The sequence below is a fragment of the Pacificitalea manganoxidans genome, from assembly GCF_002504165.1.
In the GTDB taxonomy this organism is placed as follows: domain Bacteria; phylum Pseudomonadota; class Alphaproteobacteria; order Rhodobacterales; family Rhodobacteraceae; genus Pacificitalea; species Pacificitalea manganoxidans.
In genome coordinates this window covers 123,570-143,812 of the sequence record NZ_CP021404.1, presented here as the reverse complement: position 1 = coordinate 143,812, position 20,243 = coordinate 123,570, and the positions used below count along the sequence as shown (strand labels likewise).

The window sequence follows — 20,243 nt, the reverse complement described above, 5'->3', positions numbered from 1 at the left end:
TGGTTCAGAATGGCCGTGCGACGACCGAAATCACGATGACCACCAGCAGCAGCGTCGGAAGCTCGTTCATCATGCGGTATGTGCGCCCTGCCCGCGTGTTGGTTCCCGCGACGAATTCCTTGCGGCGTTTTCCGAGCCACATGTGAAACCAAGTCATCCCCAGCACGGACGCCGCTTTGGTCCAGGGCCAGACGGCGCTCCAATCCACAACGCCCGGCGTCGCAATGAGACACAGGCCAAAGATCCACGTCGCGATCATTGCCGGGTTCATGATCGCCTTGAGAAGCTTCCTCTCCATTTCCTGAAGCATCGAGTCCCTGTCGGAGCCCGGCTGCGCCTGCTCTGCGTGATAGACGAAAAGCCGAGGCAGATAGAACAATCCAGCCATCCACGCGACGACCGCGATGATGTGGAGAGATTTCGTCCAAGGGTAAAGATCAGCAAAGAGATTGGTCATGGGGGCCTTCGGTTGATGCACACCACTTAAAGAATCTTTTTTTTAAAAAGGATAGGGGTTGATGTAGGGCCTGTGGAAAACGTGGATTAGCGATTTGTCCGCAGATTCCCGCAGATTCCCGTCAACGGTGGAAAACTCATGTGGGTTTTGCGTGGCCCGTTCTAATTCAGATATTGGAAATCAATTACTTAGGCGTTTTTTACACCTGTGGATAACCATGTGAGGAAGCCAAGGTAAGACTCGTGGCTTGACAGGTTATCCACAGCTTACCGGATTTTTTCCTCCACGAGGGACAGAATGGACCGGTCTGGTGCAGAACCTGTGAGTTATCCCCGTCTGGTCATCAAGGGTAGGTTGGTCCACAGATAATTCTGCGTTCCATACCCGACCTGTCCCTGAGGTTATCCACATGCCTGCCCCTCTGATCCTCGCGTCCGGCTCCGCCACCCGGGCCGCTTTGCTGACCCAAGCCTGCGTGCCGTTCGAGGTGGTCCGCCCCCGCGTGGACGAAGAAAATTTGCGCGCGGCGATGGAAGCGGAGGAGATGCCGCCGCGAGATATGGCTGATGCGCTGGCCGAAATGAAAGCGGCGCGCGTCGCCGCAAAGCACCCCGACAGGCTGGTTCTGGGTGGCGATCAGATCCTTGAATTCGAGCGCCGCGCCCTGGGTAAACCCCGGTCCGAAGCCGAGGCGTTGGAACAGCTGACCGCGATGCAGGGAAAAACTCACAGGCTTCTGTCCGCCGCGGTGGTTTATGAAGGCGGTAAGCCGATTTGGCGCCATGTGGGACAGGTGCGCCTGTCCATGCGACCGATCTCGCAGGGATACTTGCGGGACTACCTTGCGCGGAACTGGCACAGCATCCGTCACTCCGTCGGGGGCTACAAGCTGGAGGAAGAAGGCGTGCGGTTGTTTTCCCGCGTCGATGGAGATTATTTCAACGTGCTGGGTCTGCCGCTGCTGGAGCTGCTGTCCTGGCTTGCGTTGAGGGGAGAGATCGACACATGAGCAAACGGATTCCACTGGCCGGCGTCATCGGGCAGCCGATCGAACATTCGTTGTCGCCACGGCTGCACGGGCATTGGCTGAAACGCTATGGAATCCAGGGCCACTATATCCCCATGAACATTCGGCATGAGGATCTGGAGCGCGTCCTGCGGACCTTGCCCGCGATGGGGTTCATCGGCCTGAACGTCACGATCCCCCATAAAGAAGCGGTGCTCGCGCTGGCCGATCTGTCCTCGGACCGGGCGGCCCTTATCGGGGCGGCGAATACGCTGATTTTCCGGGAGGACGGCAAGATCCACGCCGATAACACCGATGGCTATGGCTTCGTCGCCAATCTCCGGCAATACGCCCCGGATTGGCAGCCCAGCGATGGTGGCGCGGCGGTGATCGGGGCGGGCGGTGCCTCCCGCGCGGTGATCGCGGCGCTGATCGATCTCGGCGTGACTGATATTCGGTTGTCGAACCGGTCCCGTCCCCGGGCCGAAGGGCTGCGGGCTGAATTTGGCCCCAAGATCACCGTCTACGACTGGAACATGACCGGGGACATGTTCCCCGGTGCCGCGACCGTGGTGAACACCACCGCGCTGGGAATGGACGGCAACCAGCCCCTGCGCCTGCCGTATGACAAGCTGGAGCGCGACGCGGTGGTCACCGATCTCGTCTATACGCCGCTGCGGACGCATTTCCTTGAACAGGCGGCGCTGCGGGGCTGCCGCACCGTCGATGGGTTGGGCATGCTGCTGCATCAAGGCACGCCCGGTTTTGAGCGCTGGTTCGGCCAGCGCCCCGAGGTGGACGAGGATCTGCGGCTGGCAGTGCTGGGCGGCTGATGGCGGTGCTGATCGGGCTTACCGGCTCCATCGGGATGGGCAAATCGACGACAGCGGCGATGTTTGCCGCGCGCGGTGTGCCGGTCTGGGATGCGGATGCGGCAGTGCATCGGCTCTACGCCCCAGACGGCGCGGCGGTGCAGGGCATTGGCGCGCTCTTCCCCGACGCGATCGGCGCAAGTGGCGTCAGCCGCGACCGGCTGAAGGCGCATATCGCCGCAAACCCCGCGGCGTTACGTCAGATCGAACAGGTCGTGCACCCTCTCGTCGCCGCAGACCGGGCCCGGTTTATCGAGGTGACCCCCGACCCGGTCCTGCTGCTCGACATCCCCTTGTTGTTCGAAACGGGCAGCGATGCGGAGATGGACCTGGTTGTCGTCGTTTCCACCAGCGCGGCGGAGCAGGAAGCCCGTGTGATGGCGCGTCCGGGCATGACCGCGCAGCGGTTCCGCGCGATAGTTAAGGCGCAGCTACCTGATGCGGAGAAACGCGCCCGCGCCGATGTGGTGATCGACACCACCACGATGGAGACCGCCGCGGCAGGCGTGGACAAGGTGCTGCGGATGGTCGAAAAGGATCGCCATGCGTGAGATCGTGATGGATACGGAGACCACGGGTCTCGACCCCTATGAGGGCCACCGGCTGGTTGAGATCGGCGGTGTCGAGCTGTGGAACCATGTGCCCACGGGCCGGGTCTATCACCAATATATCAACCCGCAGCGCGACATGCCGAAGGAAGCCTTCGACGTGCATGGCATCAGCGAGGAGTTTCTTGCCGATAAGCCGCTATTCAAGGCGATCGCGCAGGAGTTTCTGGATTTCGTCGGCGATGCGGTGCTGGTCATCCATAACGCCAGCTTCGACATGAAATTCCTGAATGCCGAACTGGAATGGGCGGGTAAGCCGCGTTTGCCGATGAAGCAGGCGCTCGACACGCTGGCCATCGCGCGCAAACGCTTCCCCGGCTCGCCCGCGTCGCTGGATGCGCTGTGCCGCAGGTTCAATATCGACAACTCCGCACGGGAAAAGCACGGCGCGTTGCTCGACAGTGAGATCCTCGCCGAAGTCTATCTGGAATTGACCGGCGGTCGGCAGCCCGACTTTGCACTGGCCAGCGGTGGCAATCGTCGGGGCGGGGCGGAGATCGTCGAGGATTGGCGCCCGAAACCCCGGCCTACGCCGCTGCCGCCGCGCATCACCGACGCAGAGAAACTGGCACATGCGGCCTTTGTCGAGGCGATGGGCGAAAGCGCGCTTTGGCTGAAATTCGACGTGACCAAGCGCGACTAGACCCGCCTTTGGTCCGGGCGTAGCCTCGCCCCTGTATCCGCACAGGGGGACCAGATGGATCACACCGTCATCTACGACTGCGAATTTCTGACCGCCGAGGGCGCGCCGCACCGATTTTGGTGCGGGCCCCATGACCCCGACCCCGTCATCGCGCAGATCGGTTTGGTAAAGGTCGGGCTGAGCGACACGTTTCCGATCCTCGATACTCTGCGCTGCCATGTCATTCCGCGTGGGCGCGACGGCGCGCGAGTCAGCCTCGACCCCCTGTTCATCCGGCTGACCGGGATCGAGGAAGACACGATCACCGAGGATGGTCTGCCGCTGGCCGATGCTCTGGCCAAGGCTGACGATTTCGCGCAGGGCGCGCGGCTGTGGTCATGGGGGAAGGACGAATTCAACATGGTTGCCATCAGTTGCTATGTCGAAGGGATCGCGCCGCCGATTCCGGTCACCCGCTTTGGCAATGCCGCCGGGCTGCTGTTGCGGGCGGGGATGCCGTATGAGGATATCAAAAAGACGCCCAGCAATCGCCTGTCGGCCTATTATGGTCTGGACCACCCGGAACTGCGGGGTCACGACGCTCTCGACGATGCCTTATCGGTGGCGCATGTGATGCGGCATCTGCTGGCGAAAGGTGCGCTGACCGGGGCGGATTTCGCCTAAATCCGAGCTTCAGGCACAAAAAAACGGGCCAATTTGGCCCGCTTTTTCTGTCGGTAATGCGGATTGCTTAGTTGACCGCGGCCTGCTGCGCCTCGGCGCGGCGGGCGATTTCCTGACGGTAGATCGCGAGGAAGTCGACGTTTTCGAGGTTCAGCGGCGGGAAGCCACCGTCACGGGTCACGTCGGACACGATGCGGCGCACATACGGGAACAGCATGCGCGGGCATTCGATCAGCAGATAGGGGTGCAGTTGCTCTTCCGGGACGCCGGAGATCGCAAAGATGCCGCCGTATTCCAGTTCCAGCAGGAACAGCGGGGCATTGTCGGTCTTTGACCGGCTTTCGATCTTGAATTTGGTGATGACTTCGAACTGGCCATCGGCCTGACGCTTCTTGGCGTCGAGGTTCACCTGAACCTGAATGTCGGGCTGCACTTCGCCCTGCACGCCCTTCTGCACGACGATGTTTTCAAACGACATGTCGCGGATGAACTGCCCGAGGATTTGCATCTTGGGCTGTTGCGGCGTGGCCTGATCGGTCGCGGCGCCGTTGGTTTCGGTCTCAGCCATTGGGAACTCCCTGAAAATTGCTTGGACTTGGCTTAGCAGAGCGGCGAAGCGGCCTCAATGCCGGGACCAGCCAGAGGGCGGGGCATCGGGGTCACGCGGCTTGATCTCTGGCGGATCGACCTCTTGGTAGTCGCCATCGATGACGTCCACCTGCCCCGGCCGCGCTCGCTGCGGGCCACCGGGATGCGGGCCACCGCTCTGTGCAGTGCCGCCCATCTCGAAGCGTTGAATGCTGATATTGCGGCGGATCAGGTCAAACACGCGGCGGCGCACGCCGGGGACCAGAAGCGCAAAGCCAACCGCATCGGTGAAAAAGCCCGGGGTCAGCAACAGCGCGCCGGAAAACAGGATCATTGCGCCATTGGCCAGCGGCTCGGTCGGGTCGCGCAGATCGGAAAAGGAGCCGCGCAGCCGCGCAAGTTCGGACCGGCCCTGTTGCTTCACCAATGCCGTGCCCAAAATCGCCGTCAGGATCACGATTGCGAGGGTAGGCCACAGGCCAATCAGACCGCCAACCTGCACAAAAAGCGCGATTTCGATCAAGGGCACGATGAGGAACAGTAGAAATAGCCGCATGTCATCCTTTTTCCCGGAGCGTCGCTTGCCGCGCCGTTACCTGATATCGACCGGGTTCGGTGGACTTGCACCCGACCGTCGCATACATATGTGCGGTGTGCGCGGGAACCAACCCCGTCCACCTATACGCAACGCAAGGGTTTCACGCATGAGCTATGCCGTCATTCAACTTCTGGTATTGGCCGGTGTAGCTATTTTCCTGATCCTGCGCCTTCGCTCGGTTCTGGGCACCCGCGAAGGTTACGAGAAGCCTCCGGTCCCCAAGCAGGACACTGCGGAGCCTCTGTCCCGGCGCAAGCATGACTTCGAGGTGATCGAAGGCGGTCCGGATCGCGACATCGCCGATCACGTCCCCGATGGCTCCGACAGCGCCAAGGCGCTTGCCGGGATGAAAATGGTCGAGCCGGGCTTCGGCGTGTCCGAGTTCCTTGGCGGTGCGCGTGGGGCGTATGAGATGATCCTCATGGCGTTTGAGAACGGCGATCTGGAGTCGATCCGCGCCTTTGTCGGTGCCGAGGTTTACGAGGCGATGGACGGTGTCGTGCAGCAGCGCGAGGAAGCCGGCTTGACTGTCGAGGCGAATTTCATCGGCGTGCGCGAACTGCAACTGATCGATGCACGGTTTGACCGTGACACCAATCTGGCCGAAATCACCGTGCGCCTGACCGGGGAATTGACCTCTGTCGTGCGCAACGCCGCGGGCGAGGTGATCGAAGGCGACGCCAAGACGATCAAGAAGCAGCGTGACATTTGGACCTTTGCCCGGACCATGGGCAGCGGCGATCCCAACTGGCAGCTCGTCGCCACCGGCGAATGAGCGCCATCGGGGCCGGTGGGCCCCTGACCACCCTTCCCGGCTGGGACAGTGACGACCATGCCGCGGCGCTTGCCGCGTTTGTGCTGTCTGCGGATCAGTTCGATCCCGCGATGGCCGAGGTCGCGCGCAAGGCCGATGATCCCCGCGCGTTCTTCGAGGCACAGTTTCAGCCGGCGCCCTTCTCTGCCGAAGCGGGCCTGCTGACCGGCTATTACGAGCCTGAACTCGACGGTGCGCGGGAGCGTGGCGACGGGTTCGAGGTGCCTGTTCTGGGTCTGCCTGCGGGCGACGGTCCCCTGCCCGACCGTGCCGCGATTGAAGCGGGCGCGCTGGACGGGGCCGCGCCGGTGCTGTGCTGGTTGCCCCATATGGTCGATCTGTTTTTTCTGCAGGTGCAGGGATCGGGCCGGGTCCGGTTTTCCGACGGCACGGTGCTGCGGCTGGGGTTTGCCGGGCGCAACGGCCATCCGTATCGCTCCATCGGACAGACGCTCATCGCGCGCGGCGTGCTGGAGGAAACCCGGATCAGCGCCGATGCCGTGCGGCAGTGGATCCACGCCAACCCGGAGCCGGGACGTGCGCTGATGCATGAAAACCCGTCCTATGTCTTTTTCGCTCCGCTCGACCTTCCGGCGGAAAGTGGGCCGTTGGGCGCGATGGGCGTGCCCGTGACGCCGATGCGCTCCATCGCGGTGGACCCGGTGCATATGACGCTTGGCCGCCCGATCTGGATGGTGGCACAGGGTCATGCGCCCCGTCTGGTGATCGCACAGGACAGCGGCAGTGCTATCAAGGGAGTGCACCGCGCGGATCTGTTTCATGGCAGCGGGACGGAGGCTGGTCTGCGGGCCGGTGCGTTGAAAACCCCCGTGCATCTAATGCCGCTGCGCCGACGTCGCGGGGCCTGATCCGGTGCCGCGCAAGCCTCGTGACCTGCGCCCTGATGAGCGTGATCTGTGGAACCGTGTCGCCCGCAGCACCGATCCCCTGCATCCGACGCGGCGCAACGCCACCCTGCCCGTGCAGCCGTCCGAGCCCCCCAAGCCCGCGCCGACCGCGCCTCAAACCGCAATGGACCGGGAGACCGAGAGCTTCCTACAGGCGTTCACGCTAGGGGAAAAATCGCAGACCCGCCCTGCCCCGCATGATCTGGTCCGGCCCATAGGCGAACGTGTAAACGCCGCGCCGCTGCGCATGGATGCCAAACGGTTCGGCAAGCTAAAGCGCGGCAAGGTCACGCCAGAGGCCCGTATCGATCTGCATGGGCTGACATTGGCGCAGGCGCATCCCCGGCTGACCGGATTCATTCTGGATGCGCACGCGCAGGGCAAGCGGCTGGTTCTGGTGATCACCGGGAAGGGCCGCCCCGGCAGCGGCGACGGCCCCATTCCCACACGCACCGGCGCGCTAAAGCATCAGGTGCCGCAATGGCTGCGCATGGCGCCGCTTGCGCCGCTGGTGCTTCAGGTCACGCAGGCACATATCCGGCACGGCGGCGCAGGGGCGTATTACGTCTACCTGCGCCGCAACCGTTAGGCTTACAGAACGTAACGGCTTAGATCCGTCGACCGGGACAGTTCGCCAAGGTTCGTTTCCACGAAATCGGCGTTGACCTCGATCGCGTCCCCCGCACGGTCCGGCGCGGTGAAGCTCAGCTCCTCGAACACCCGCTCCATAACGGTATAGAGCCGCCGCGCGCCGATATTCTCGACCGAGCTGTTCACCTCTGCCGCGATCCGGGCCAAGGCGGCGATGCCCTCCTCGGTAAAGGTCACGGTGACCTCCTCGGTATTCATCAGCGCGGTGTATTGGCGGGTCAGCGCATTGTCGGTTTCGGTCAGGATGCGCACGAAATCCTCTTCGGTCAGCGGACGCAATTCCACGCGAATCGGCAGACGCCCCTGCAATTCGGGCAGCAGGTCGGACGGCTTGGCGATATGGAACGCCCCCGACGCGATGAACAGGATATGATCGGTCTTCACCGGGCCATGTTTGGTGGAGACGGTGGTGCCTTCGATCAGGGGCAGCAGATCGCGCTGCACACCCTCGCGGCTGACCTCGCCGCCGCGCGCGTCCGAGCGGGCGCAGACCTTGTCGATCTCGTCGATGAACACGATGCCGTTTTCCTGCACCGATTCCAGTGCCACCTTGTTGACCGTCTCGTCATCCAGCAGCTTGTCGGCTTCTTCGCTGATCAGCAGGTCGTAGCTGTCGCGGACCTTCAGCTTCTTGCGCACCGTGCGATTGAACGCTTTGCCAAAGATATCGCCCAGATTCATCATGCCCATATTCGCGCCGGGCTGGCCGGGGATTTCCATGCCCGACATCGGGTTGGAGGTGTCCGCGACCTCAAGCTCGATCTCGGTCTCGTCCAGCTCGCCGCGCTTTAGCTTATCGCGGAACATTTCCTTGGTCTGGGCACGGGCGTCTTTGCCCGCGATGGCCTCGATCACCCGGTCTTCGGCAGCCTGATGGGCGCGGGCCTTTACATCGTCGCGCATACGGTCGCGGGTCATGGCAATGGACGCATCGACCAGATCGCGGATGATCTGCTCCACATCACGACCGACATAGCCCACTTCGGTGAACTTGGTCGCCTCGACCTTGATGAAGGGCGCATGCGCCAGCTTGGCCAAGCGGCGGCTGATCTCGGTCTTGCCGACACCCGTGGGGCCGATCATCAGGATGTTCTTGGGGTATACCTCATCACGCAGGTCGGCGCTAAGCTGCTTGCGCCGCCAGCGGTTGCGCAGGGCCACGGAAACGGCACGCTTCGCGTCCCGCTGGCCGATGATGAAACGGTCCAGTTCCGAGACGATTTCGCGGGGGGTGAGATCGGTCATAAAGTCAGGCTTTCTGTTGGGCTGCTGCGGGAGGGCATCGGGCGCGGATCAGGCCGCGTCGATCGTCTCGACCGTCAGGTTTCCGTTGGTATAGACACAGATATCGGCGGCGATGGCCATCGCGCGGCGGGCGATCTGCTCGGCATCCAGATCCGAATTTTCCGCCATGCCGCGTGCGGCGGCCAGCGCGTAGTTCCCACCCGAACCGATCGCCGCGATGCCGTGTTCCGGCTCCAGCACGTCGCCCGCGCCGGTGATGATGTAAAGCTCGCGCCCATCGGTCACGATCAGCATCGCTTCCAGCTTTTGCAGATATTTGTCGGTGCGCCAGTCCTTGGCCAGTTCGACACTGGCCCGCTGCAATTGGCCCGGCGTTGCCTCCAGTTTGCTTTCCAGCCGTTCCAGCAGGGCAAACGCGTCCGCGGTGGAGCCGGCAAACCCTGCCACGACCTCATGACCACCGGGTTTCAGGCGCCGCACTTTGCGGGCCGAGCCTTTGATCACGGTTTGGCCCAGACTGACCTGTCCATCGCCGGCGATGACGACGCGGTCGCCCTTGCGCACGCCGATGATCGTGGTCCCGTGCCAGCCGGGAAAGCTATCGTTGTCCATAATTCGCCTCTTGTCTCGTCTTGCCGGGTATATGGACACTCGACCCCGGCGGGGCAAGCGACGGCCCCCGGAACGCTGTGCTTGCCGTATGGTCGCCTGCCGCCTATCCATATGAAATGACGCGCGAAGATAGCTCACTCACCGCGGCGGCAATGTCCCGCTGGCCGGATCTGGCCGGGGCCATCGGCCTGCCTGACCCTGCTGGTTGGCAGCCCGAAATCCTGTCGCTGCGCGATGACGACCGGGTGTCGCGCATCGTCTTGCGGATGGCGCGACCCTACTGCGATCCCTTGGTGCTGAAGCATGAGGAGCGCCCGCGCGATGCGGCCCGGTCCGAGGCGCGGATCAGGGACTATACCGCCCGTCAGAGCCTGTTTTCAGCCCGCGCAGCGCCCGGAGTGCACCTGCCTGCGATTCTGGCCGCGTCGCCGGATAACCAGACGTGCGTGATGGAGATGTTCGAGGGGCTGCAACTGACCCAGCGGCTCGACCTGATCGGGGCAGACACCGCCGCACGGCGCGAACGGCTGGCGCAGGCGGGGGCGTGGCTCGGCGCGTTTCATCGCGCAGGAGACATGGCAGAACGTCCGTTCTGGCCAAAACCCGCGCGTGCGCGGCTGGACCGGGTGCGGGATGGTCTCCGTGCCGGGCTGCGGGAGGTCGCGTGGCGCGGCAGGTTTCTCACCACCCTGCGCCAACTGCGCGCGCTGGATCAGGACGTGCGCGGCGAACAGGTTACCACTGTCGATCTGCACGGCGATCTGCATCTGCGCAATCTGTTGGTAGGCGCGCAGGGCATCGCCGGGATCGATATGTCGCCGGCCCGGCATGGCACCGCTGCGCTGGATGTGGCGCGGCTGCTGGTCGATATCGCCTGTCGTCACGGGGTCGACACGCCCAAGGGCGCGCTGCTGCCGGATGAGGACATGAGCGCGTTTCTCAACGCCTATGCCCTGCCAATGTCACGACCAGTTCTGGATTTTCTGTGCCGCGTGCGGCTGCTAACGGATTGGGCCAACCTGCCCGCCGCGCGCGAGGCACGTTCGCTTGCCGAACAGCGGCGGCTGGAGGGGGTGATGGAGGTGCAGAAGCGCCTGTTCACCTGACCGTCCAATAAAAAAGCAGACCCGAAGGCCCGCTTTCAAATCACCTGATGGGATCGCGATCAGACGCTTTCGTCGATCCAGCTCTTCAAAGCGGCCTTCGGTGCGGCGCCGATCTTGTTCGACACGACTTCGCCGTCCTTGAACATGAACAGGGCCGGGATGCCACGAACGCCCATCTGCGCGGGGGAGTTCGGGTTCTCGTCGACATTGACCTTCACGATCTTGACCTTGCCCTCATACTCTTCGGACAGTTCTTCCAGAGCGGGGCCGATCTGTTTGCACGGGCCACACCACTCGGCCCAGAAATCCACGATCACGGGGATGTCGGCGGCTTTGACTTCGGTGTCGAACGTGTCGTCGGTGACGGGAACGGTGGCCATCTGCGCACTCCTTGGCGTCTGGTATTTCTAGCTATCGCGTTGGAGCAGGAACCTATGCACGCCCCCCGGTGGCGTCAAGGAGCGGCCCGGCGCATGGCCGCCATAGCCAAGTCGCATGGCACCTCCATCAACCGGGCGTCGCGGGTCCATAGAAGCGCGATATCGACCTGCCGGTCCGGGTAGACCTGTTTCAGGGCGGCGGCATAGGCCCCCATCTGCCGCAGCAGGCCCTCGGGCGTATCCTCGGGCCGGTCGGGCACGACGCGGTTCGATTTGAAGTCCACCGCCAGCACACGCTCTGGCGTGACGATCAGCCGGTCGATGGTGCCGTGGATGCGGGCATGGTCCAGATCGGGCAGGGTGGCGGTAATCTCCACCTCCGCCAGCGCATCGGGGGCGAAGAGCGGGCGCAGGGCAGGGGCGTCCAGCACCTGTTCCACCTCGGCCAGCACGGCGGCCATTTCAGCGTCCGTCACTGTTTCACGTGAATTCGTGATGATCATGGGCGCCACACGCTGCCGGTCCTCGGGCGCGACCCCGGCCAGATGTTCCAGCAGCAGATGCAGCACGGTGCCAAGCCGCAGCGCGGTGGCCTCGTCGACGAACTCCAGCCTCGGCACGGTCCCGAAAAGCGCCTTCGCCCCGCCAAGGTCTGACGGGCTGAGCGCCGCGTTGGGGCGTTCTGGCGGCTCCACATGCGTATCGATCCACGCAGGCAGGGCGACAGCGCTGGGGGCGGGGCGCGCCTCGCCCAGCGGCACGGGTGTGACTGTGGGCCAGTCAATCGGTTGCAGGCGCAGACCCTCGCCCACGGCGAATTGATGGGTTGCCGCGTTTTCCCCGCGCAAGCCCGCTTCGACCTTGGCGTGCCACGCGGGGCTGTCGTCGGAAACCTTCCCGGCGGCGCAGACGATCAACCACTGCTCGGCCCGCGTCATCGCCACATAAAGCAGCCGCTCCCGCTCCGCCTCCTGTGCGGCCAGTTGGGCGTTTTTCAACGCCTCGACGCGCGGCGGAGCTTCGCCCCCGGACAGCAGCGGCAGCACGGCCGCCTCATCGCCGATCACCGTGCCGCGCAGCATGGCGCGCCGGTCGGCGCTATCGGGGAGGAACACGATCGGCGCTTCCAGACCCTTGGCGCCATGCACCGTCATCACGCGGATGCGGTCGCCGGCGCTGTCGGGCTGACGCTTTATTTCGGTTTCGGTGCTGTCGATCCAATCGAGAAAGCCGGTCAGGCTTGGGATCTGCGTTTGCTCATAGGCCAGCGCCTGTGACAGCAGCGCGTCGATCCCGTCGGTGGCTTCTTCGCCCAGCCGCGCGGTCAACCGCCGCCGCCCATCATGGCGCAGCAGCACCCGGTGCAGCAATTCATAGGGGCGGCGGAAATCGGTATTTGCCAACAGATCCTGAAGCATCGGCACGGTGTCGGCATCGCCACGCTCGCGCAGCACGGCCCACAGGTAGCGCTGCCCCCGGCCATGCGCGATCCGGTATAGCCGGTCCTCGGACCAGCCCATCAGCGGCGAGCGCAGCACCTCTGCCAAGGCGAGCGAATCCTCCGGCGTGGCCAGAAAATGCAGCAGCGACAGCAGATCGCGCACCGCCAGTTCCCCGCCGATCTTCAGCCGGTCGGCCCCTGCCACCTGCAGACCTGCGGTCTTTAGCGCGCGGATGATTTCGTGAAACAGGTCCGAGCGCCGCTGCACAAGGATCAGCACGTCGCCTTCGCTGACCGGGCGGCGTCCGCCGTCATGCTGTAGCGTTTCCTCCCGCTTCATCCGGGCGATTTCGGCAGCAATCGCCTGCGCCAGACGCACCGTTTCGTGGGTTTCGCTCACCGCGTCGACGGGGTCGGTCCAGTGGCCTTCGGGCGCGGCCTCCATCGGTTCGACCAGCGGCCACAGATCGACCCGGCCGGGCATGTCCGCGTGAAACGCCAGATGGCCCGACACTTCGCCCAGCCCCTCGGATTGCGCGAACACGCCATCCACCGCGCGCAGAACAGGCGTGGCGGAACGGAAACTGTATTCCAACTGCAATTCCACCAGCGCCGCCTGCACCTGCATCAGCCGCTCGGCAAAGCTGGCGCGCATCCGGTCGAACCCGTCGGGGTCCGCCCCCTGGAACGAGTAGATCGATTGCTTTTTGTCGCCGACGACAAAAATCGTCCGCTCCCGCGCGCCACGGGTGCCTTCGCCCGCGGTGAATTCCCCGGCCAGCAGATCGATCACCTGCCATTGCAGCGGGCTGGTGTCCTGCGCCTCGTCCACGAGGATGTGGTCGATCCCGCCGTCGAGCTTGAACAGCACCCACTCCGCGATGCCGGGACGCACCAGCAGATCGCGGCTTTTCTCGATAAGGTCATCGAAATCGAGCCAACCGCGCGCGTCCTTCGCCCGCCGAAACGCGGGCAACCAGACCGCGGCGAAACGGTGCAGCACCAATGTCTTTTCCGCCGCCTTCAGCGCGGTCAGTTGCGCGCGCAGATGGTCGAGATCGTCGGTAATCGTCAGCAAATCGTCGGCCGCATCGCCAAGCGCGGCGACCGAACCCTTGGTCAGCAGGGATTTGCGTGGTGTGCCTGCGGCGGTAAAGAACGCGGGGATCAGCAGATCATAGCGCGCGCGGCGGGACAGGTCGGTGCCAGCGCAGGCGCGCAGCACCTGAGCCAAATCCTTTTGGGTTTTGCTTTGGCCTGCCAGCACCTCTGCGCAGTCGGCGAACAGACGGTGCAGGTCGGGCGTGTCCAGCAGCGCCAGCAGCGCATCGTCATTGGCATCTTCGGGCAGATCGAACAGCGCCATCGCATGGGCGCGGCTGGGCTGGTCGGGCAGGGCGGCGCGGTGGGTCGATAGGGCTGCGCAAAGCGCATTGATGTCGTTGCCGCCGATCTGGCGCACTATCGCGCGATAGATGTCGCGATGGGCTGTGGCCACGCCGTCCAACACCTCGCGCATCAATTGCGCGCGGGTGCGGTCATCGATTTCGGTAAAGCCAGGCGGCACCCCGGCCTCCAGCGGGAACCGCCGCAGCAGGCTGGCGCAGAAGCTGTGGATCGTCTGCACCTTCAGCCCGCCGGGCGTTTCGATCGCGCGGGCGAACAGGCGGCGGGCCTTGCGCAGCACCTCGGCCCCCAGATCGGTCTCCGGCTCGCCCAGTTGTGCCAGTTCGTCGCGCAGTTTGTCATCGGGCAGGGTCGCCCATTTGCCCAGCCGCTTGAACAGGCGGTTCTGCATCTCGCTGGCGGCGGCCTTGGTGTAGGTCAGGCACAGCACGTTTTGCGGCGCCACGTCATGCAGCAACAAGCGTGCGACGCGGTCGGTCAGCACGCGGGTCTTGCCCGACCCGGCATTGGCCGACAGCCATGTGGAACTGGCAGGGTCGGCGGCCTGAATCTGGCGCAGGGTGGCGTCGTTGAAGATCATTCGCCGACCTCCTCGGGGGTGGGCGTATCGGTGAAATCCCATTCGCCAAAGCGCGACAGGTGATCGTAATCCGACATGGCCGCCGTGGTCTGCATCGCGCGCCGGGCGGTGTAGCCCTGTGTGCGGCGGCGATATTTGCCCAGCAGCGCGATCAGCCCGTCCCACGCCTCTGCCACCAGATCGTCGCCTTCCTTGCTGGTCAGCCGGATGCCACTTTCGCCGACGGAGGAGCCGATGCCGATATAGGCGGTTTTCGACACGTCGCGTGGTAGCCCGGGGAAGGCCCCGCGCCGCACCATCGCAGCCTGCAAAGGCAACTGTTTGTCAAAATTTTCGACCATCTTCTGGCTGGGAAGTTGACCGGATTTGTAGTCGTAGATCGCCACGCCATCCGCCAGCCGGTCGATCCGGTCGGGGCGGGCCGACAGGGTCATGTCGAGCCCCGGAAGCGCGATTTCGGCCTTCGCTTCGGTCCAGATCAGCTTTTCCTCCGCCTCGCGCTCCAGTTCCTGTGCGATCAGCGTCGCGGCGATGCGTTCCAGCCGGGCGGCCCATGCCTCTGCCACCGAAGGCCAGTCCCCGATTTCAGGGAAAGGCGGGTCCAGCGCGGCATCGAGCCAAGCGCGCAGCGTGTCGGCATCCGCGCCATCGGTCGCCACGCGAGCGAACCCCTCCATCAACCGGTGCAGCGCGTCACCCCGCGTGCCGGGATCGGGCACCGGGCGCAGCGGCGCAAGCGGCGACAGCCCCAAGATCTGACGCGCATAGATCGCATAAGGATCGCGGATCAGCGTTTTGACGCCAGTCACGGAAATCCGGTCGGGCCGTGCCGCCACCGGCGGGCGGGGCGAGGGGCGGCGGGCAGGGGGCACGGGGGCGTCAGCACGGTTCAACGCCTGTGCCTGCTGCACCAACGCCGTCCCGCGCGCCCGCATTTCAGCCAGCGCGGCGGGGCCAGCCTCGCCGATCCCGCCCAGCAGGTTAACGATACGGTTCAGCCACCGCGAAGGCACGGCCTCTGCCTCGCTGTCGCGCAGGGCGCGGCTCAGCACCACCTCCGGCGCGCCTGCGGCCTGTTGGAAATCATGCGCCGAGAGACCGATCCGCCGCTCCGGCAGAAGCAACCCGGCTTCCTGCCGCATCGGGCGATTCAGCCACGGATCGGGCGGCGGCAGCTGCGGCCAGATCCCATCATTAAGCCCGCCGAGGATCACCAGATCGGCCCCCTGCACCCGCGCCTCCAGCGTGCCCCAGATCATCAGATCGGGATGGCCGGTGACACTTTGACGGACCGTTTCAGCGCTCAGAAGCGTGCCGATCAAGGCGGAATAGTCTCTGTTTGACAGATCAAGCGTCACGCCTGCTTCGCGCTCCAGCGCGCGCATAGCCTGTTGCGCGGCGTCGCCTGCCGCTTCTTCCCAAAGCTCCCCTGCCATGCCTTGGTCGTGGGCCATCACGGGGCCAGCGGCGAGCCGTTCGGTCAGGGCCAGATGCGTCGTGATCCGGTCGGCCAGCGGGGCCATGCCGGTGCAGGCGGGCAAATCGGCCAGCAGCGCGCCCAGCCAATCCGCCCAAGCACGGGCATCGGGATCATCGGCGTCGCGCGCCGACAGCAGATCCTCGCGCGCCGGGAAGCCGATGGCGTATCGCCGCAGCCGCAATTCCATCTCCCGCACCCGGCGCAAATGCGGGCCGCGCAAGCCGGGGGTAGAGGCGGTCAGCGGATGTTTCAGCAGTGCGAGAAGCTCGGGCAATTCCACCCGCGCGCCGCACAGTTCCGCGACCTGCCGCAGCAGCCGTCCCGGCGGGGACAGGTGCAGTGGCTGACCGGCGCTGTCATCGGGGATCAGGCTCCACCGGTCGAGCGCGGCGGCCACCTGCCGGGTCAGCACCCGGTCGGGAGTGATAAGCGCGGCGCGCTGCCCGTCTTCGACCGCTTGCCGCAGCCGCAGGGCGATCGCTTCGGCCTCGGACCGGCTGTCGGGCGCCTCGATCAGGGTCAGGTGATCGGCCAAGCTGGCGATGCCCTGCAGATGCGGCGCTTCCGTCATCCATTGGTCAGTGATCGGCGCGGGGCGCAATGCCAGCGATATCATGGCATTGCGGGCGGCGTCGGGCTCTGCGTCGTCACTCCACGGGGTGACATCGCCGGGGCGCATGTCGAGCCCCTGCAACAAACGCGCGAACCGGAATTGGGGGTGGTCTTCGCCGGTCAATGCCTCATCCAGCCGGTCCCAGACCTCCTCCGGTTGGCCGAAATCATAGCCGGGCAGCACCAAGGCCCCCTGCGGCAGGCGGGCCACCGCCTCCATCAGCAGCCGCGTCGTCCCGCGCGAGCCGGTCGACCCGACGATCAGCACCGGGTCACGGGGCGGCGCGATCTGCCACAATGCGATCAGCGCCTCCGCCAACCGGCGTCGCCGTGCCTCTGCACCTGCCGGGGCATCGCCACGGGTTTCGATGAAATCGGCGATGATGCGCAGGATTTGCAGACTGCGGCCCCAATGCGCGGAATGCGACGACACGTCGAGGGTTTCCAGCACCTCTGCCGCGACGCCCTCGCCCTGCATCTCGTCCATCAACGCAGCCAGCCCATCGGCCAGATCGAACATCGCGGCCCGCGGCGCAAGGTCCGGTTGCAGGTCCAGAAGCTGCCCGACCAGCCGCGCCAGTTCCAGCCGAAGCCGCAGACCGCTGTCACTGGGCGGAACCGCATCGCTGTCGAGCGTTTCGCCCAGATCGGTGATCAGCTTGATCCGGGGCAAAAGCCGCGCAGGTCCGGCATCGAAAATCTCGCGCAGGCGGCGGCGCATTCGGGCGGTGTTGACGTAGATCGTGACGCGGGCCCAATCCTCGGGGGCCGCGTGGATCATCCGCTGTTCCAGACCCCGCACCAGCGCGGCGGGAAAATCGATCCCCGGTGCCAACCCGAACAGCCGTGGGCCCGTGCCCGGCTCAAACATGGGCGACGTCCGCCAGCATGGTTTCGGCAAGGGTTACGCCCTCTGGCCGCCCCACATCGCACCAGCCGCCGGGATGGATCAGCCCGTGCACGCGGCCTTCGGGCAGCATCCGGTCCCACAGCAGGTTCAACGAAAAATTGGCCTCTGCAATCGCGCTTAGACCTTCGGTTTTTACGATCTGCGCACCGGAATAGACATGTCCGGGGCCGCGGCTCAGCCGTCCGTCTGGCGCGCGGGTGAAATCCCCCTGACCGCGATAGCCGCGTGCGGCCGAGGCAGGCACCAGCATCAGCAGCGCATCCATCCGCGCCGGGTCCCATGCGGCGCGCAGGGCAGCCAGCGGGTTCGGCCCGGTCCATACCGCATCCGGGTTCAGGGTCATCACCGGGCTCGGGCCCAGCAAGGGCAGCGCCGCCTTTAGCCCACCGCCGGTTTCAAGGATCTCCGCCTCCGCGCTGATCGCGATTTCAGGACGGTCAGCCAGATGCGCGGCGACCTGTTCGCGCAGGTAATGGGTGTTCACAACCGTGCGCGCGACGCCAGCCTGTGCGCCCATCGCCAAGGCACGGTCCAGCAGGGTGCGGCCCGCGACCTCGATCAACGGTTTTGGCCGCGTGGCGGTCAACGGGCCCATCCGGGTGCCAAACCCGGCGGCAAAGATCATCAAAGCGTCGGGATCGTGCCGCATCGGTCTTTCAATCGTTGAAGTCGTTTCGGGGTCGGTTCCGGCAGATCGCGCAGCACCAGATCGCGCAGACCGGCCAGACGCGGATGCGCAAGATCGGTGTGCAGATGGCCCCAGACCCGAGGGATCAGATCCACATAATGCGGTTTCGCGAAATGCAGCGAGAGCCGCGCAAAAACGCCGAGGATACGCAGATTGCGTTGAGCGCCAAGCGCGGCATAGGCCAATTCGAACGCGGCCGCGTCACTGCCTGACAGGTGGATGAAGCGATCTTTGACACGGGTCACCGTGTCGGCCCGCACATCGCGGCGGGCGTCTTCCAGCAGCGACACCAGATCATAGGCTGGGTGCCCGGCTACGGCGTCCTGAAAATCAAGCAGGCCGACACGCGCCGCGCCGTCCCGCTCCGGCAGCCAGATGAGGTTTTCGGCATGGAAATCGCGCTGCGCCAGAACCCGCGCGCTGCCATCCTCCATGACATCTTGCAAGATCGGGGTCAGCGCGGCCAGCATCGGTTCAGGATCGGGGCCGGTGCCGGGGTCTTCGGTGATGCCGGGCGCATACCAGGTCCAGGCCAGCGCCGCGAGCCGCGCCATGCCGCTGGCATCGAGCGGCGGAAGCCCGGCGGGCGGGGCGTTGCGGCCAAGGGTGAGCAATACGTCGGCGGCAGCGTGATAGAGCGTCTCCTCCGCCTCTGGCTCCAACCGCAGCAGCCGGGCAAAAAGATCGTCGCCCAGATCCTCCAGCAGCAGATACCCCTGTTCGCGATCCTCGCCCAGTATGCGGGGCGCACTCAGCCCCAGCGCGGTGAGGTAGGCGGCGACGTTCAGGAACGGACCGACATCTTCGCCCTTCTGCGGCGGGGCGTCCATCAGCACCGCGCGGGCATCGGTTTCGGGGTGGGTCAACCGATCATAGCGGCGGTTCGAGGCGTCACCGGCAAGGGTCGCGATTTCGGCTCCGCCCCAGCCAAGCCGGTCGAGGAACGCTTTGACATCGCGCCGCTGGGTCTGCGGGGGCGGGTGGATCATGGCAAAAGCCTCCGGATGGCGTCTGTCAGGGCGGCGCGCGCCGGGGAGGGCAGCGTGATATGCGCAACCCGGCTGTCGGGGTTCTGTTCGTCGGCGGGTGTACCTGTCCCGTCGGGCGACGCAAGCGCGATCCGGATGGCACCAGCCGGGGCGGCAGAGCCCAGCCGGTCGGGCCATTCGATAAGGCAGATCGCGGTTTCCATCGCCTCATCGAGGCCAAGCTCCAGCGCTTCGTCGGGATGGGTCAGGCGGTAAAGATCGGCGTGCCAGACCTCGCCATCAGGCAGATCATAGACCTGTACCAGTGTGAAGGTCGGGGAGGGCACGTCTTCGACCCGATCATGTTTGGCCATGCGGGACTGGATAAAGGCGCGGGCAAAGGCGCTTTTGCCGGCCCCGATCGGGCCTTCCAGCAAAATGCAGTCGCCCGGTTGCGCAACGCCTGCCAGCGTCTGCCCCATCCGTTCCGTCGCCTGCGGTCCCGGCAGCAGAAGGTCCACGGTCACCGCGCCATCGGTATCGGCCCCGCGCGGGTGCGGGCCAGTGGACGCATCGGGGGCCATGGGGCCCGGTGTCTGGACCGGGTAGGAGGATGGATTGCGCGACATGGCGGTGAATGTGGAGCCTCGGCCCGCGCGCTGCAATATCCAAGAGGCGGTTTCACGCGGGGCGCGGCTTGGCTGCACCATGTGTTATCTGCTGGAGCGGCGAGGTTGTGATGGGCGCGGGCGGGGAGCCTTCATGAACAGCGCCTTCCAGAAGTCCGGTGACCGTTGTGATGCGCGCGGGAGGCTGCCCTTCCACACGCGGTGACTGCAGAGCGGACACCTATAATGTGCTGTGGATGGCGCGCCCTGTCAGGGGGCTTGGCCAGAAACCGAGGGCTGCGACCCGCGGGTGGCAGAAGCGCCCCAGCCATCCGTCACGCCCCGTGCGCGGCGTAGGGCGGGAGACATCGATGCCACGCCTGCGATAGAGGCCAGCG

General features: G+C 65.1%; 20 protein-coding genes. 9 read left to right on the top strand and 11 right to left on the bottom strand.

The annotated features are described in order from the left end of the window. Window positions 1-4 precede the first annotated feature (4 nt). Window positions 5-457: a protoporphyrinogen oxidase HemJ gene (gene hemJ / locus CBW24_RS00675; protein WP_097372339.1), complete on the bottom strand. Its 453-nt coding sequence runs from the start codon at window positions 455-457 to the stop codon at window positions 5-7. Between the two features lie 409 nt (window positions 458-866). Between hemJ and CBW24_RS00670 the strand changes: the two genes are divergently transcribed. Genes CBW24_RS00670 through CBW24_RS00650 form a run of 5 tightly spaced genes read left to right on the top strand, consistent with a single transcriptional unit; the run spans window position 867 to window position 4,249 of the window. Beyond that, window positions 867-1,466 (top strand): Maf family protein, encoded by a 600-nt coding sequence (locus CBW24_RS00670; protein ID WP_097372338.1) that lies wholly within the window; start codon window positions 867-869, stop codon window positions 1,464-1,466. Beyond that, window positions 1,463-2,296, top strand: a complete 834-nt coding sequence (locus CBW24_RS00665; protein ID WP_088663071.1) for a shikimate dehydrogenase — start codon at window positions 1,463-1,465, stop codon at window positions 2,294-2,296. The genes CBW24_RS00670 and CBW24_RS00665 overlap by 4 nt, the downstream gene beginning before the upstream one ends. Next, window positions 2,296-2,886, top strand: coding sequence for a dephospho-CoA kinase (gene coaE, locus CBW24_RS00660; RefSeq protein WP_097372337.1), 591 nt, complete (start codon window positions 2,296-2,298; stop codon window positions 2,884-2,886). The genes CBW24_RS00665 and coaE overlap by 1 nt, the downstream gene beginning before the upstream one ends. Then, on the top strand, window positions 2,879-3,586 hold the full coding sequence (gene dnaQ / locus CBW24_RS00655) for a DNA polymerase III subunit epsilon (protein WP_088663073.1): 708 nt from the start codon (window positions 2,879-2,881) through the stop codon (window positions 3,584-3,586). Before coaE ends, dnaQ begins: the two co-directional genes overlap by 8 nt. Before the next feature lie 54 nt (window positions 3,587-3,640). Continuing rightward, entirely contained in the window at window positions 3,641-4,249 is a 609-nt protein-coding gene (locus CBW24_RS00650) for a 3'-5' exonuclease family protein (protein ID WP_097372336.1), read from the top strand. A gap of 67 nt (window positions 4,250-4,316) precedes the next feature. On the opposite strand, the gene secB is transcribed toward CBW24_RS00650, so the two are convergent. Both secB and CBW24_RS00640 read right to left on the bottom strand, forming a co-directional pair. Continuing rightward, entirely contained in the window at window positions 4,317-4,817 is a 501-nt protein-coding gene (gene secB, locus CBW24_RS00645; protein ID WP_088663075.1) for a protein-export chaperone SecB, read from the bottom strand. 54 nt (window positions 4,818-4,871) lie between these two features. Continuing rightward, window positions 4,872-5,393 carry an FxsA family protein gene (locus CBW24_RS00640; RefSeq protein WP_097372335.1) on the bottom strand — a complete coding sequence of 174 codons (522 nt, stop codon included), beginning with the start codon at window positions 5,391-5,393 and terminating at the stop codon, window positions 4,872-4,874. A 148-nt stretch (window positions 5,394-5,541) separates the two neighbouring features. Here CBW24_RS00640 and CBW24_RS00635 point away from each other — a divergent pair, with 148 nt between their 5' ends. The 3 genes from CBW24_RS00635 to CBW24_RS00625 are packed head-to-tail and all read left to right on the top strand — an operon-like array spanning window position 5,542 to window position 7,746. Then, window positions 5,542-6,210 (top strand): Tim44/TimA family putative adaptor protein, encoded by a 669-nt coding sequence (locus CBW24_RS00635; RefSeq protein ID WP_088663077.1) that lies wholly within the window; start codon window positions 5,542-5,544, stop codon window positions 6,208-6,210. Continuing rightward, complete coding sequence (gene mltA / locus CBW24_RS00630) at window positions 6,207-7,118, top strand: murein transglycosylase A (RefSeq protein WP_097372334.1); 912 nt, start codon at window positions 6,207-6,209, stop codon at window positions 7,116-7,118. The genes CBW24_RS00635 and mltA overlap by 4 nt, the downstream gene beginning before the upstream one ends. 4 nt (window positions 7,119-7,122) lie before the next feature. After that, on the top strand, window positions 7,123-7,746 hold the full coding sequence (locus CBW24_RS00625; RefSeq protein WP_097372333.1) for a Smr/MutS family protein: 624 nt from the start codon (window positions 7,123-7,125) through the stop codon (window positions 7,744-7,746). Between the two features lie 2 nt (window positions 7,747-7,748). On the opposite strand, the gene hslU is transcribed toward CBW24_RS00625, so the two are convergent. Continuing rightward, window positions 7,749-9,053: an ATP-dependent protease ATPase subunit HslU gene (hslU, locus tag CBW24_RS00620; RefSeq protein ID WP_097372332.1), complete on the bottom strand. Its 1,305-nt coding sequence runs from the start codon at window positions 9,051-9,053 to the stop codon at window positions 7,749-7,751. A 48-nt stretch (window positions 9,054-9,101) separates the two neighbouring features. After that, the gene (gene hslV, locus CBW24_RS00615; RefSeq protein WP_097372331.1) at window positions 9,102-9,665 is read right to left on the bottom strand and encodes an ATP-dependent protease subunit HslV; all 564 of its coding nucleotides are present in this window, start codon (window positions 9,663-9,665) and stop codon (window positions 9,102-9,104) included. Between the two features lie 152 nt (window positions 9,666-9,817). Here hslV and CBW24_RS00610 point away from each other — a divergent pair, with 152 nt between their 5' ends. Continuing rightward, a complete protein-coding gene (locus CBW24_RS00610; RefSeq protein ID WP_157772991.1) occupies window positions 9,818-10,771 on the top strand; it encodes an aminoglycoside phosphotransferase family protein in 954 nt (317 codons plus the stop codon). A 59-nt stretch (window positions 10,772-10,830) separates the two neighbouring features. Here CBW24_RS00610 and trxA read toward each other — a convergent pair whose 3' ends face one another. The 6 genes from trxA to tsaE form a co-directional block, all read right to left on the bottom strand. Then, on the bottom strand, window positions 10,831-11,151 hold the full coding sequence (gene trxA / locus CBW24_RS00605) for a thioredoxin (RefSeq protein ID WP_088663083.1): 321 nt from the start codon (window positions 11,149-11,151) through the stop codon (window positions 10,831-10,833). 74 nt (window positions 11,152-11,225) lie between these two features. Continuing rightward, window positions 11,226-14,579 carry a double-strand break repair helicase AddA gene (gene addA / locus CBW24_RS00600; protein ID WP_097372329.1) on the bottom strand — a complete coding sequence of 1,118 codons (3,354 nt, stop codon included), beginning with the start codon at window positions 14,577-14,579 and terminating at the stop codon, window positions 11,226-11,228. Further along, a complete protein-coding gene (gene addB, locus CBW24_RS00595; protein WP_097372328.1) occupies window positions 14,576-17,542 on the bottom strand; it encodes a double-strand break repair protein AddB in 2,967 nt (988 codons plus the stop codon). Before addB ends, addA begins: the two co-directional genes overlap by 4 nt. Further along, the gene (locus CBW24_RS00590; protein ID WP_097372327.1) at window positions 17,535-18,230 is read right to left on the bottom strand and encodes a nucleotidyltransferase family protein; all 696 of its coding nucleotides are present in this window, start codon (window positions 18,228-18,230) and stop codon (window positions 17,535-17,537) included. Before CBW24_RS00590 ends, addB begins: the two co-directional genes overlap by 8 nt. Beyond that, the gene (locus CBW24_RS00585) at window positions 18,206-19,258 is read right to left on the bottom strand and encodes an aminoglycoside phosphotransferase family protein (protein WP_097372326.1); all 1,053 of its coding nucleotides are present in this window, start codon (window positions 19,256-19,258) and stop codon (window positions 18,206-18,208) included. The genes CBW24_RS00590 and CBW24_RS00585 overlap by 25 nt, the downstream gene beginning before the upstream one ends. Beyond that, entirely contained in the window at window positions 19,255-19,719 is a 465-nt protein-coding gene (tsaE, locus tag CBW24_RS00580) for a tRNA (adenosine(37)-N6)-threonylcarbamoyltransferase complex ATPase subunit type 1 TsaE (protein ID WP_232530284.1), read from the bottom strand. The genes CBW24_RS00585 and tsaE overlap by 4 nt, the downstream gene beginning before the upstream one ends. Window positions 19,720-20,243 lie beyond the last annotated feature (524 nt).